Genomic DNA, 13,215 nt, shown 5'->3' on the forward strand with positions numbered 1-13,215 from the left:
CGGAAATGATCAAAATAGCGCCATCGATATTGTCAGCAGATTTTGCTCAGTTGGGATCCGAGGTTTCGGCTGTGGAAGCGGGGGGAGCGGACTGGATTCACGTGGATGTGATGGACGGGCATTTCGTTCCCAACATTACGCTCGGACCTGCCATTGTCAGCGCCATTAAGCCGCATACAAACCTGCCGTTGGACGTACATTTGATGATTGAACAGCCGGAAGCGTATATCGCTGATTTTGCCAAGGCCGGCGCTGACGTGATTACCGTTCATGCCGAAGCCTGCACGCATCTGCACCGGGTTATTCACATGATTAAGGAGCATGGAATTAAGGCTGGGGTGGCGATCAATCCGGCAACTCCGGCTTCGGCCGTGCAGGAAGTTTTGGCGGATGTCGATTTGGTTCTTGTTATGACCGTCAATCCCGGTTTTGGAGGACAAGCTTTCATTCCGCGGACAGTGCATAAAATCCGCCAGGTGCGCGGGTGGTTGAACGAAGCTTCGCTGTTTGACGTTCATATCGAAGTAGATGGCGGAGTTACGACCGAAACGGCGCCGCTCGTAGCGGAGGCTGGGGCGGATGTACTCGTTGCAGGCAGCGCCGTTTATGGACAAAAGGATCGCGAAGCGGCGATCCGGGCGATCCGCAGCAGCGCGCAAAACGTATAAAATGGGCGATTTTCACTTGTCTGCCTGAGTCATAGGTCATGCATTTTGCGCATACATTGGTTACATGAGCAAGGTTCTCATGTAACCTTTTTTTTGTCCGTTGCCATAGTGAACGCACTCAGGCATACCATACGCGATAACATGAGAATGATGGGGAGGGTGGAATATGAAATTTTACACGTTTAAGCTGCCAAAGTTTTTGGGAGGATTCGTAAAAGCTTTATTAAACACATTTCATAAAAGCTGAAGACTTCTTATGGTATGCCGCTTATGCCAAACAAAACTCTGACGGGAGGCGGCATGAAACGCATCGAACAAGAACCAAGGCATTAAAAAAGCACCTGCTGTCAGACAAGGTGCTTTTTGCTTATATACGATTTTAAAGAATAAGAAAGTGTAACGTCCGGAGGTATGAAACCTCCAAAGCGGTCTGTCTCGGTACAACAGGAGCCTAATAGCCCGTGAAGAAAAAACAACCGCAAAATCGCGGTCTGCTTTCTCTGAAAGTACGTCGATCGAACGTTTTCTCTAAAATGCCCAGATGAACCGCCCCGAAGAGCTTACCCCGGATATCGCAAGAAAACTTCCGCTAAACGCGTCTTTCTATGGTAAGTAAACAAAGAACTTACACACGGGTTACTTTGCCGGATTTGAGCGCACGAGTGCTCACATAAACGCGTTTTGGTTTGCCATCAACAAGAATACGAACCTTTTGCACGTTTACACCCCAAGAACGACGGTTGCGGTTGTTAGCGTGGGATACGTGGTTACCGCTTCCTGGCTTCTTGCCAGTCACATAACATTTGCGAGACATAGATTACACCTCCTTGTTCCAAACACCTGCATAAAACAATACTTGTATATAATATCACAGCAAAAAATGCTTCGTCAACCGCCATTCAAAAACATTTATTTCTCAAGCTTCTTATAGTACAATGGTGAATAGCCCATACTGGTTTATTATGGGGTCTTTATTACGAATAAAGCGAAATTATCGATTGGAATAGTTGGCTAGGGCAAAGACGTGATTACTGCGTATGTATAAGGACGCCAGTGGCTATGGGATTAAGCTAGGAAGGGGATTTATCATTGAGTAAGCGTTCTTTGAATGGGACAGATTTTACCGCGATGGTATTGGCCGGAGCGGAACAACTGCAGCAGCATGCAGAGCATGTCAATTCTTTAAATGTTTTTCCGGTGCCTGATGGGGATACGGGGACCAATATGAATCTAACGATGAGTGCAGGCGTGACGGAATTGAAAAGAAATCATTCCGACTCGATCGGACACAGCGCAGGAGTGCTTTCCAAAGGATTGCTGATGGGCGCGCGCGGCAACTCGGGGGTTATCACATCCCAGTTGTTCCGCGGTTTCAGCCGCTACGCAGCTCCTTACACAGAGCTGAATGCAATTCAGTTTGCAGCCGCCCTGCAAACCGGGGTGGATGCTGCATATAAAGCCGTCGTAAAGCCGGTGGAAGGCACGATTTTGACCGTGGCGAAAGAGGCTGCCAAACATGCGGTTTTCTACGCGCGTCGGACCAATGACATTACGGAATTGATGGAGCAGGTTCTTCTCAAGGCGCAAGAGACGCTTTCCAAAACTCCGGAAATGCTGCCTGTGTTGAAGCAGGTCGGTGTAGTGGACTCCGGGGGACAGGGACTGGTTTACATTTATGAAGGTTTCCTCCGGTATCTTAAGGGTATGCAGGGACAGGTGGAGTACACGTCTGCGCCGGCGGCAAGACAAGCCGTGCCGGGCGAACATCAGGAAACGGCATCGGCCGTCTTAAACTCCGCTGCATCCGTGCTTGCAGAGCGGCATGAACTGGCTCAATCCAAAATCGAAACGGAAGACATTGAATTTTTGTATGACATGGAGTTTTTCATTAATCGTCAGCTTGGCGGCTCCGGAGAAAAATTCGATGAGGATCAATTCCGGAAAGCGCTCTCAGTTAACGGGGATTCCATTATCATTATTGCGGATGAAGAATTGATCAAAGTCCATGTTCATTCGAAGGAGCCGGGCGAAGTGCTGAATTTGGCCTTGCGCTTCGGAGAAATTACGCAAATTCATATTTTAAATATGCGTGAACAGCATAGGGATCTGCTGACAACGGGGCTCGACATCGCTCCGATGCCTGAGCTGTTTGCCGATATGCCGGTTGATTCGGTCGAGCATTCGCGCGAGCAAGTTCCGGCTACGCCGCCTGCGGATGAACTGGCGCCTTACGGATTTATCGCGGTTGCTTCCGGGCAAGGCATCGCCGATATTTTTAAGAGCCTTGGCGTGGATGTGGTCCTTTCCGGCGGTCAGACGATGAATCCAAGCACGGAAGACTTCGTGAACGCCATCGGTTCGATTTCGGCGCAGCACATTTATATTTTGCCGAATAACTCGAACATTGTGCTTGCGGCCCAACAGGCCGGGGAACTTCTTGAGGACGAGCGAAGCGTGACGGTGATTCCGAGCAAGAGCATCCCGCAAGGGATTGCAGCCGCATTTGCTTTTTCTGAAGAAGAGTCCCAGGATACCAATACGAACAATATGATGGATGCTATCGCCCGGATCAAATCCGGCCAGGTGACTCATGCGGTCCGCGATACGCAAATCGATAACATCGATATCAAAGAAGGTCAATATATCGGCATTGAGAATTCGAAGATCGTAACAGCCTCCGAGGGTCTTTTGGCCTCTTGCCAGGATCTCCTTGCTAAGATGCTTGTAAGCGGCGATGAAATTGTAACCATTCTCGCAGGCGAAGAAACGCAGCCGGAGATGACGGCGGAGCTGGCGAATTGGCTCAGCGAACATTATCCGGACGCCGAGGTGGAAGTACATCAGGGCGGACAGCCGGTGTATTACTATATTTTCTCTGTGGAGTCCTAGTTTAGTCACGAACACGAATAAGAAACGAAATTAAAGGAGGCCGCTCGCATGAATCATGCGGTAATTGTGACGGACAGCACCGCTGACATACCGGAAGAGCTGGTCGGCAAATATGACATCCATGTGGTTCCCCTTCGTTTGATGTTTGGTGAAGAGACGTTTCGGGACGGCGTGGACATTTCCGCTGAGGTGTTCTACAAACGGCTTGTCCAGTCGGAAAAGCTGCCTACTACGTCGCAGGCTTCTCCTGCCGAATATATCGATGTCTATCAAAATTTGATGAACATACACCCGAACTGCCCGATTCTTTCTTTTCATATTTCATCCGGGCTTAGCGGGACATACCAATCGGCCCTGCTGGCCAAATCGATGCTGGAGGATCCTCCGCTGATCCATGTGGTTGATTCCCGCTCGGCATCCTATGGTTTTGGCGTTTTGGTCGTTCATGCGGCCCGGCTTGCCGCCGAGGGCAAAAGCGCTGAAGAAATTTTGGCGTCGGTGGAGCAGCTGCGGCAGCAGCGTAAACTGTATTTTCTCGTCGATACATTGGAATATCTGAAAAAGGGTGGACGGATCGGCAAAGCTGCTGCATTTATAGGCAATCTGCTGAATATTAAACCGCTCCTGTCCATCGATGAAGAAGGCATTATTTATGCGGTAGAAAAGGTAAGAGGTCGCAAGAAGGCAATAACCCGCATGATTGAAAGATTTAGGGAAGATCTGGGCGGGATTCAAAACATTAATGTGGCCGTAGGCCATACGGCCGACCCGGCTTCGGCCGATCCGGTGCTGGAAGAGCTGTCCAGGCATTATAACCTGGGCGAGGTTGTGCTTACCAATATCGGTCCGGTAGTAGGAAGCCATGTCGGTCCCGGGACATTGGCCGTATTTATCTGGCCTAGTTAAAATGAGGGATGGAAATGAGTCTTAGTTTGGATCAAATTTCAATCCGTCAGGTGCGCGGCGTGAGTGCTCTCAAAGAGGGGGAGCTTCACGCCTTTGGCATCTTTACGGTCAAAGATTTATTGGAATATTACCCGTTCCGGTACGAGGATTACCGCCTGCGCTCGCTTAGCGAGGTGAAGGATGGCGAAAAGATTACTATTCAAGCCAAAATCATGGGCGTTCCGGTGCTGCAGCGTTATGGCCGAAAATCGCGTCTGACCTGCAAAATGATGGCGGAGCAGTGGATGTTTACGGCGACCTGGTTCAATCGCCATTTCCTGCGCGACCAGCTGGTGGGCGGAAGAGAAATTGTATTGGTAGGCAAATGGGATCAGCGGAGGATGCAGCTGACTGTATCCGAATCGGAGTTCCCGGATCAGGGAGGTTGGCGGAGCGGGACGCTGCAGCCCGTTTACTCTGTCGGCGGCAAAATTACGCAAACGTGGATGCGCAAAACGATGGGACAGGCTCTGACCCAATACGGAGAGATGATTCCCGAAATTCTTCCGCACAACATTATGCAAAAATACCGTTTCATGCCGCGCAAACAGGCCGTTGCGACGATCCATCAGCCGCAGGATTCGCGGGAAGGCCAGCGGGGACGGGAACGGATGGTTTATGAGGAATTGTTTTTGTTTCAGTTGAAAATGCAAGCTTTCCGGGCACTTAATCGCCGCGGTATGGACGGGATTGTCCATACCGTGGATAACAAGACAATGCGGGAATTCGTGCGCAGCCTGCCATTTGAATTAACGGATGCGCAAAAAAACGTGGAACTGGAAATTTTGCAGGATATGCGATCGCCTTATTGCATGAACCGTCTGCTTCAAGGCGATGTCGGATCAGGCAAAACGGCGGTCGCGGCGATTGCATTATATGCGGCTGTCCGTTCCGGTTTTCAGGGGGCGCTGATGGTTCCTACCGAAATTTTGGCTGAACAGCATATGCGTTCACTGCAGCAGATGTTTGAACCATTTGGCATCACGGTAGCGCTGCTGACAGGCAGCGTCAGCGGACGCAAGCGCAAGGATTTGCTTGCTTCCCTGCAGATCGGCATGACGGACATCGTGGTCGGAACACATGCTTTGATTCAGGAAGATGTGTTTTTCCGCCAATTGGGTCTTGTTGTGACGGATGAACAGCATCGGTTTGGCGTTAACCAGCGCAGCATTTTGCGGAGAAAAGGGTATAACCCGGATGTGCTCACGATGACGGCTACGCCTATTCCGCGAACGCTTGCGATTACCGCTTTTGGCGATTTGGATGTGTCAACATTATCCGAACGGCCCAAAGGGCGAATTCCGATCACCACCTATTGGGTTAAGCATGACAAAATGGACCGCGTCCTTGGATTTATTGCGCGGGAAATAGATCAGGGCCGGCAGGCCTATCTGATTTGTCCGCTCATTGAGGAGTCCGAGAAGCTGGATGTGCAAAATGCGATTGATCTGCATATCCAGATGCAGCAAGCTTTTCCGAAATACCGGGTCGGTTTGCTTCATGGCCGGATGACTCCAGCCGAAAAAGAAGGAGTGATGCGCTCCTTCAAAGAAAATGAAGTCCAGCTCCTGGTATCCACTACAGTCGTGGAAGTAGGCGTGGATGTACCTAACGCGACACTGATGGTGATCATGGATGCCGACCGGTTCGGCCTGTCCCAGCTGCATCAGCTGCGCGGCCGTGTGGGACGGGGGCAGCATGCTTCCTACTGCGTGCTTGTCGCCGATCCCAAATCCGAAGTCGGGCAGGAGCGTATGACCGTCATGACGGAGACGGATGACGGCTTTGAAGTATCGCGCCGGGATTTGGATCTGAGAGGCCCGGGAGATTTCTTCGGAACCAAGCAGAGCGGGCTGCCAGAGTTCCGGCTCGCGGACATGGTGAGCGATTTTGCAGTGCTTGAACAGGCGCGGGATGATGCGTCGCAACTTGTGGGCGATAGCGAGTTTTGGACCTCGCAGGAATATGCTGTGCTGAGGGATTATCTTCGGCAGGAACAGATTTTTCAGGGAGATTTGGTAGATTAGGCAATTGGGACAATCCCCCCGTCATATAATGAGTTGAACTGAATTTGACGGGAGGTGCCTTGTTTTGGGCTACCAGCAGTATGGAATTAGTCCTGCGTTAGTGGCAAGAGTCAAGCAAAAGATGAAAAATCAGGCTACCAAAGATCGGGTCAAGAAGATGTTGGAAGGTGTCAGCAAGTTCGATCTTCAAGACCCGGCAAAGGTGCAGCGCCTTGTCAAATCGGCGGCGGGAGTCATGCGCGAATCCCTATCGCAGGCCGAGGAGCAGCAAATCGTGCGATTTGTGCTCGCTCAGAAGATTGATCCGAACAATACCTTTCATTTGATCAAACTTTGGGGCATGTTCCGTTAAGGAGACGGATTGTAGAAAAGACCTATATGGAGAATACCGCCCTCGGTGTTTTCCATATAGGTCTTTTTTGTAATTATAGAATTGAATTTTTTTGGGGGGACCCCGCAAAGTATTTGTAATAAGCATGAAGCATAGGCTCCACTTTGTGGGGTTATTTTGTTGCGCCTGCATAGTTCACCGGTTCCCGGTCCAAAATAAACCCGTAGAAGAACAATTCTGTTTAAAGGGCTGCTTTGCTGCTCATGCAGCAATAATTGACAATCGGCATTAAGTATTAGATGACATTCATTAAATTTATACTGGAGGTTTAACATGAAAAAATGGATGACGTTAGGATTAACGCTGCTGCTCGTCTTTGCGCTCAGCGCCTGCGGCAGCAAAACCAATAAGAACACAACCAATACCGGAGCTGGCGGAACGGCAGCCGGCGGAACTCAAAACATCACAGTAACGGCGACCAATTTCAAGTTTGAGCCTGCCGAAATTAAAGTCAAAAAAGGCAATAAAGTTAAAATTACGCTTGTCAATAAAGAAGGTGCCCATGGCCTTGAAATCCCCGACTTCAAAATCAATCTGCAAAAAAACGGATCAGCCGATTTTACGGCAGATAAGGCGGGCACACATGAGTTTCATTGCTCCGTGATGTGCGGCGCAGGGCATGACAACATGGTAGGTAAAATTATTGTGGAGTAAGCCGAACCGAAGAATTATTAGAAGTAAAAACCGTCTGAACCTTTGGGAAGGCAGCAGACGGTTTTTTTTGACATTAAAGAATTTATGGAGTCCCCGCAAAGTATTTGGAATAAGCACCGAAGCATAGGCTCCGCTTTGTGGGGTTATTTGTGCGCCTTAGGGCTCAAACCGGGGAGTGCTTGGCTCGATGCAGAGCGGAGAGTCGTTTTTAACCGAATTCACCGCAGTGCTTACAGGATATGCCTCCATTTCTTCCGCCGGGTAAGGAAGAAGGAGCTGCTGAAGTTCCCGGGGATCGGCAGTTCCCCGTTCGACCCAGCGCAGCTCGTCTTCCGGACGAAGAATAGCCGGCATTCGGTCATGAATAGGTTCCATTAGGGCATTGGGCGGGGTTGTGATGATGGTGCAGGTTGCGAGCTTACTACCGTCTTCCTGGAGCCAAATGTCGTACAAGCCGGCCATGCTGAATATTCCGCCGTCTTTAAGTCTGATTCGGTATGGGCGTTTGCCGTTTTCTGTCCTGCGCCATTCATAAAACCCATCTGCCGGAATCAGGCATCTTTTGCGCTCAAAAGGGCGTCTATAGGCCGGTTTGTCGAGCAGTGTTTCACTGCGCGCATTGATCATGCGGCTGCCTATGCTTATATCTTTGGCCCAAGAAGGCACCAGGCCCCATCTCAGCTCGCCGAGCCGCAGGCGGCTTCCGTCATGGATGATGGACAAAACCATTTGCGTCGGCGCTATATTATATTGCGGTTGATGATAAGGAATCGAATATCCGGGATCCAGCTCATACCGCAGCATCAGCTCTTCCAGAGAGACAATCAGAGTAAAACGTCCGCACATGCGGCATCAGCCTCCTTTAAACAGGGGCCGGCTGTTCCAATATCATCAAACGATGATCAAATTGAGGCGAGCCGGCCGCTTCTTAAGATATAAGAAAGTATAAGTTTCGGAGCCTTCGCTTCCTTATATCGCAAGAAAAACATCCGCCAAATGCGGTCTGTCTTCTATGAAAGTACGTCGATAGACGTTTTTCTTATTCAGTGTAACGTTATATGCCGCTCTCCGCCACTATGTCGATGATTTGATCCAGCCGGATCCATTCAGTTTCTCCGTCGTCAGCCTTTCTTAAGCGGATCTGCCGCCGGGACATATCAATCCGCAGCACATGGCCTGTAAGCCGAACATTTTCCTTTTCGTCAAAAAGAGTGATTGCGACCAGCACCTTGCCCTGCAGTGCGGATGCCAGTATCCGGGACATCTCCTCTGCGGCCTGCGGGTCAATTAGCGGAGGGGTACGGCGCACAAGCTGCCGCTGATGCCGGATATAGGCTTCCCGGTGCTCCGGCAGCATCATCCGGGATGATTCAAACAAACCGTTGCCTTCGAGTTTTTTGCTCATTTGTAATGGCCCCCAATCCGCAGCGCCCGTTCCTGCGCTTGCCCGGCATCTGCAAGCGAGGCGGCCCGGAGAATGGCGGTTTCGCCGAATCTGAGCTTGATGCTGTCGGTGGCCCGCTCCAGTTCCCGCTTGCGGTCGCGGTTTCCGAACAGAGTAAGCTGAATCAGGGAATCGGGATGGAGATCGGATACGGCCACGCCGACTTTGCGGACGGGCAAGCCGTTCCAGTGACGGTGGAACAGCAAACAGGCTGCGTCAAAGATTTCATCGGTGATGCTGGTGGGATCCGCAAGTTTCATTTGTCTGGAAAAGCCGGTCGGATGGTCGAAATCCGCTCCCTGGCAGCCGACGCTGACAACCGAGCCCATGAGCCCCTTTTCCCGGCAGCGCCGACCGACCTGCTCGCATAGCTCAAGCAGCACGACCCGAAGCTCTTCCCAGCTTGTATAGTCGCGCGGGAGCGTCATCTGATGGCCTATGCCTTTCTGCTGCTGCAGCTGGCTGTGGGGAGTGACCGGGGAAGAGTCGATGCCGCGGGCAATGCGCCACAGCACCTCGCCATTTACGCCCCAACGCTTCGTTAGCCGCGGCAGAGGCGTTTGCGCCAGATCGCCGATCGTATGAATGCCCATTTTATACAGATGGCGGGTCATCCGGGAGCCGACCATAAACATTTCATGCACCGGTTTAGGCCATAACGTCCTGGGCAATTCCTCCCGCTTCATAACAAAGATGCCGCCGGGGATTTTTTTGGCAAATATGTCGCAGGCCATCTTGCTCAGAACTTTGCAATCGCTGATGCCGACCCGTACGTAAATCCCCGTTTCATGCTGCACCTGTTTCTGAATCCGGCGGGCGATTTCGTCTGGACTGCCGAATAAACGGATGCTGCCGGTGACGTCCAGATGCTGTTCATCAATGCTGTACGGCTCCACGAGATCGGTAAAGGATTGAAAAATCTCGGTGATATGCAAAGATACGCGGATATATTCCGCCATCCGCGGGCGGATGACAACCAGATGCGGGCATTTCCGCAGCGCGTCGCCGAGACGTTCGGCCGTCGTCACGCCGTATTTCTTGGCAAGCGGACAGGCGGCCAAAATAATTCCCGACCGGCGGGCCGGATCACCGGATACGACCAAAGGCTTGTCTTGGTATTCGGGGTGGGCGGCTTTTTCCACACTGGCATAAAAAGACTGGCAGTCGGCCAGCATGATGACGCGTTTTTTGGGCTCAGCCATAGGACTCTCTCCTTACTCTTTTTTAAGATGACAGGAACACGTGTTCTTATTTTATTTAGCCTAGCGGATTATTATTCAATTTTCAACCGGAATTATTTGCAAAAAAGGACCTCTTTCCCGCCGGATGTCAAATGCCGTCCCCATTGTTCCTAGTTAAAAAGAAACGGAAAACGCCGTAAAAGAGCCGGGAAAAATAATAGGATAGTCATACCAGTTATATCCACTATTATCCATTTTAATATCGAGTTGGTACTGCAAGTCCCGGACGGGACTCTCTCCTTATTTTTTGTAAAATAAGATTTTCGAAAAACACTGTATTGATGCGGTTTTCCGCTGCTGCTTTATCGGACCATAGTATCAATTTTGTAATCTTTATGGATAAAGATGTTAAAACGACCACAACTTTAGCAATTTTTCGACGTATACATAACCAATTGCCGCGTCAGTCAAGGGAAAACCAGAGCTGCCTCCTTTTGTCTGTGCATGTCCATACACGAACCATAGATGATGCCCGTTTGATGTACAGCCGGGGCCAAGAGGTAGGTCGCCAGATTCTGAAAATTCCTTCCAGTAGCCTAGTTTACAGATGGATAAACTTAGTTGAGAATTGATTTATGAACAAAACTTGAGGGCCGGGCTAAAGAGAGGGCCGCGTCAAAATTGAGGTGAGCATTTTCAGGCGATGATTAAACGCAGAACATTATTCCTCTGGATATCCGCAGCCGTCGTTCTCATTGCCGGAGGGATTGTTGCCGGGTTTATGGCAAGCGCTCCGCCGAGGGCGGTGTTTAAGGATGAAGATGGAACCAAGTTCACATTTAAGACCGAAGGCGACCATTTTATGCGATATGACAGAGATGGAAACTGGAAGGAAATGTTTGTGAAGGGCGTCAATTTAGGGGCTACGGTACCGGGACATTTTCCGGGCGAACTCCCGGCTACCGAGGAGGATTACCTGCGTTGGTTTAAAGAAATCAACGAGATGGGAGCAAACGTCATCCGGGTGTATACGGTGCATCAGCCTGTGTTTTATTCGGCGCTCGCAAAATACAACCAGGATAAAGGCCATGATCCCCTCTATTTCATGCAGGGCATCTGGTCACCGGAGGAAGAGCTGATCGCAAGTCAGGACGCTTATTCGGGCCAGATCGAGGAACAGTTCAAGGCAGAAATCCGGAAAGCGGTAGCCGCTGTGTATGGCGATATTTCCGTTCCGGAAAAGCAGGGAGCCTCCAGCGGGGAATACAAGACGAATGCGGGCCAATATTTGATGGCCTGGCATATCGGGACCGAATGGGACCCGGGAATGGTCAAAAACACGAACAAGACGCATAGTGATGTACCTGCGTACAAAGGCGAGTATTTCTCCGGCACGCAGGATGCTTCTCCTTTTGAAAACTGGCTCGCGGAACTGCTTGACTATGCCGCAGGTCAGGAGAAGCAGTATGGATGGGAACATCCGGTAACTTTCACCAACTGGGTTACGACCGATGTGCTCAGCCATCCCGGGGAACCGCTGTTTGAAGAGGATATGGTAAGCGTGGATGCCAGACATGTCCGGCCAACCGGTTGGAAAGGCGGTTATTTCGCCGCATACCATGTGTATCCGTATTATCCGGATTTCTTCCGGACGGATGGTTCGCTGCAGACGATCAAGGACAAGCAGGGGAACTTCAACACTTACAAAGCTTATCTGCGCCAGTTGAAGGCTAAATTCAAAGACATGCCGATTATGGTTACCGAATATGGGGTGCCGTCTTCTGTCGGGGTTTCCCATTTTGGCGCTGGCGGCAGGGATCAAGGCGGGCATAACGAGCAGGAGCAGGGAGAAATTGATGCTTCGCTGACCCGGGATATTTATGACGAAGGTTATGCCGGAGCGATTTTGTTTATGTGGCAGGATGAATGGTTTAAAAAGACCTGGAACACCATGCCTTTTGAAATACCGGCAGATCGCCGCGCTTACTGGATTAATGTGCTGACGAACGAAAAGATGTTTGGCGTTCTCGGCATGCTTCCGGGCAAAGAGAATCAGGTTATCATCGACGGCAAGCTTAGCGAATGGGACGGGCTGCCGCAGGATGAGGTGCAGCATTGGCAGGGGCAGGTCCCGGGCATACGGGATATGAGAATCACCCATGATGAAGGGTATCTGTACCTTGGCATCGAACTGGAGAAGGACTTCGATCCCAAGACTACCAAGCTTTATATCGGTGCCGATACCATTCCAGGCGGTAACCAGCCTTCCAAGAATCAGCTTCCGGGCAGGAAACTTGAAGGCGGGGCGCTTGAAGCGCTGATTGAAATCGGTAAAGACGAAGAGTCACAGGTAAAAATTGCGTCCGACTATGATTTTCATGCCAGATTGTATGGCAAGGAAGGCTACTGGATGCTGCCGGAGACAAAGCCGGAACAAGATCCGCCGTTTCATCCGTGGAAGCTTGCCATCAGTCTGCAGATGAGCCCGCCGGATACGCGTTTTGCCCATCCGTTCATCGACAAGACGATCGGAATGCTGAAAAGGGGGACAACGGACCGCAGCAAGGCCCAGTTTGATTCTCTAACTTCTTGGCAGTACAGCGGTAATATAATAGAGATGCGAATTCCTTGGATGCTCCTTGGCTTTTCTGATCCAAGCTCGCTGCAAGTCATTGATTATAGTCCGCTTAAGCAAGGGAAGGCTTTCAGCACCGTTACGACTGACGGAATCCGGCTGATTCCATGGCTGGTGCAGAAGGGCGAAACCAAGGCAAGCTGGCCGGGCCAAGCATCGGATACGCTGGATATCCGGAATATTAAGCCGTACACGTGGAAACCGTGGGATACGGTCCATTACAGCGAACAGCTGAAGCAAAGTTATTATGCAATGCAAAAAGTGTACAGTGAGCTGAAATGAGCAAAAAAGGAAACTTCATCCGGTGGAAATTTTAACATGTAGGGATGTAGTGATGGCGGCAAAATCAAAAAGCCGAATCCAATAGCCGAATTGCAACGG

Annotated in this window: 12 protein-coding genes; 8 read left to right on the top strand and 4 right to left on the bottom strand. The window is 50.6% G+C overall.

Going from position 1 to position 13,215, the window contains the following annotated elements; all coding sequences use genetic code 11:
* Positions 1-5: 5 nt before the first annotated feature.
* Positions 6-668 carry a ribulose-phosphate 3-epimerase gene (rpe, locus tag L6442_RS10745; protein ID WP_212978552.1) on the top strand — a complete coding sequence of 221 codons (663 nt, stop codon included), beginning with the start codon at positions 6-8 and terminating at the stop codon, positions 666-668.
* Positions 669-834: 166 nt separating this feature from the next.
* Entirely contained in the window at positions 835-915 is an 81-nt protein-coding gene (gene spoVM / locus L6442_RS10750; RefSeq protein WP_036707696.1) for a stage V sporulation protein SpoVM, read from the top strand.
* A 378-nt stretch (positions 916-1,293) separates the two neighbouring features.
* Here the strand turns inward: spoVM and rpmB are convergent, their stop codons facing one another.
* Positions 1,294-1,482, bottom strand: coding sequence for a 50S ribosomal protein L28 (gene rpmB, locus L6442_RS10755; protein ID WP_081992147.1), 189 nt, complete (start codon positions 1,480-1,482; stop codon positions 1,294-1,296).
* Between the two features lie 275 nt (positions 1,483-1,757).
* Between rpmB and L6442_RS10760 the strand changes: the two genes are divergently transcribed.
* The 5 genes from L6442_RS10760 (at position 1,758) to L6442_RS10780 (ending at position 7,574) form a co-directional block, all read left to right on the top strand.
* Positions 1,758-3,557, top strand: a complete 1,800-nt coding sequence (locus L6442_RS10760) for a DAK2 domain-containing protein (protein ID WP_212978551.1) — start codon at positions 1,758-1,760, stop codon at positions 3,555-3,557.
* 48 nt (positions 3,558-3,605) lie between these two features.
* Entirely contained in the window at positions 3,606-4,463 is an 858-nt protein-coding gene (locus tag L6442_RS10765) for a DegV family protein (RefSeq protein ID WP_212978550.1), read from the top strand.
* Between the two features lie 14 nt (positions 4,464-4,477).
* A complete protein-coding gene (gene recG, locus L6442_RS10770) occupies positions 4,478-6,529 on the top strand; it encodes an ATP-dependent DNA helicase RecG (RefSeq protein ID WP_212978549.1) in 2,052 nt (683 codons plus the stop codon).
* 64 nt (positions 6,530-6,593) lie between these two features.
* Positions 6,594-6,881: a stage VI sporulation protein F gene (locus tag L6442_RS10775; RefSeq protein ID WP_194229935.1), complete on the top strand. Its 288-nt coding sequence runs from the start codon at positions 6,594-6,596 to the stop codon at positions 6,879-6,881.
* Between the two features lie 312 nt (positions 6,882-7,193).
* Positions 7,194-7,574: a cupredoxin domain-containing protein gene (locus tag L6442_RS10780; RefSeq protein ID WP_212978548.1), complete on the top strand. Its 381-nt coding sequence runs from the start codon at positions 7,194-7,196 to the stop codon at positions 7,572-7,574.
* 156 nt (positions 7,575-7,730) lie between these two features.
* Here L6442_RS10780 and L6442_RS10785 read toward each other — a convergent pair whose 3' ends face one another.
* The 3 genes from L6442_RS10785 to L6442_RS10795 all read right to left on the bottom strand — a co-directional run bounded on the left by L6442_RS10785 (position 7,731) and on the right by L6442_RS10795 (position 10,220).
* Positions 7,731-8,420 carry an SOS response-associated peptidase gene (locus L6442_RS10785; protein ID WP_212978547.1) on the bottom strand — a complete coding sequence of 230 codons (690 nt, stop codon included), beginning with the start codon at positions 8,418-8,420 and terminating at the stop codon, positions 7,731-7,733.
* A gap of 208 nt (positions 8,421-8,628) precedes the next feature.
* On the bottom strand, positions 8,629-8,979 hold the full coding sequence (locus L6442_RS10790; protein ID WP_194229932.1) for a YolD-like family protein: 351 nt from the start codon (positions 8,977-8,979) through the stop codon (positions 8,629-8,631).
* Entirely contained in the window at positions 8,976-10,220 is a 1,245-nt protein-coding gene (locus L6442_RS10795) for a DNA polymerase IV (protein WP_194229931.1), read from the bottom strand. The genes L6442_RS10790 and L6442_RS10795 overlap by 4 nt, the downstream gene beginning before the upstream one ends.
* A 682-nt stretch (positions 10,221-10,902) precedes the next feature.
* Between L6442_RS10795 and L6442_RS10800 the strand changes: the two genes are divergently transcribed.
* Complete coding sequence (locus L6442_RS10800; protein WP_212978546.1) at positions 10,903-13,116, top strand: hypothetical protein; 2,214 nt, start codon at positions 10,903-10,905, stop codon at positions 13,114-13,116.
* Positions 13,117-13,215: the final 99 nt, after the last annotated feature.

The sequence above is a fragment of the Paenibacillus azoreducens genome (assembly GCF_021654775.1).
Classification (GTDB): Bacteria; Bacillota; Bacilli; order Paenibacillales; family Paenibacillaceae; genus Paenibacillus_AQ; species Paenibacillus_AQ azoreducens.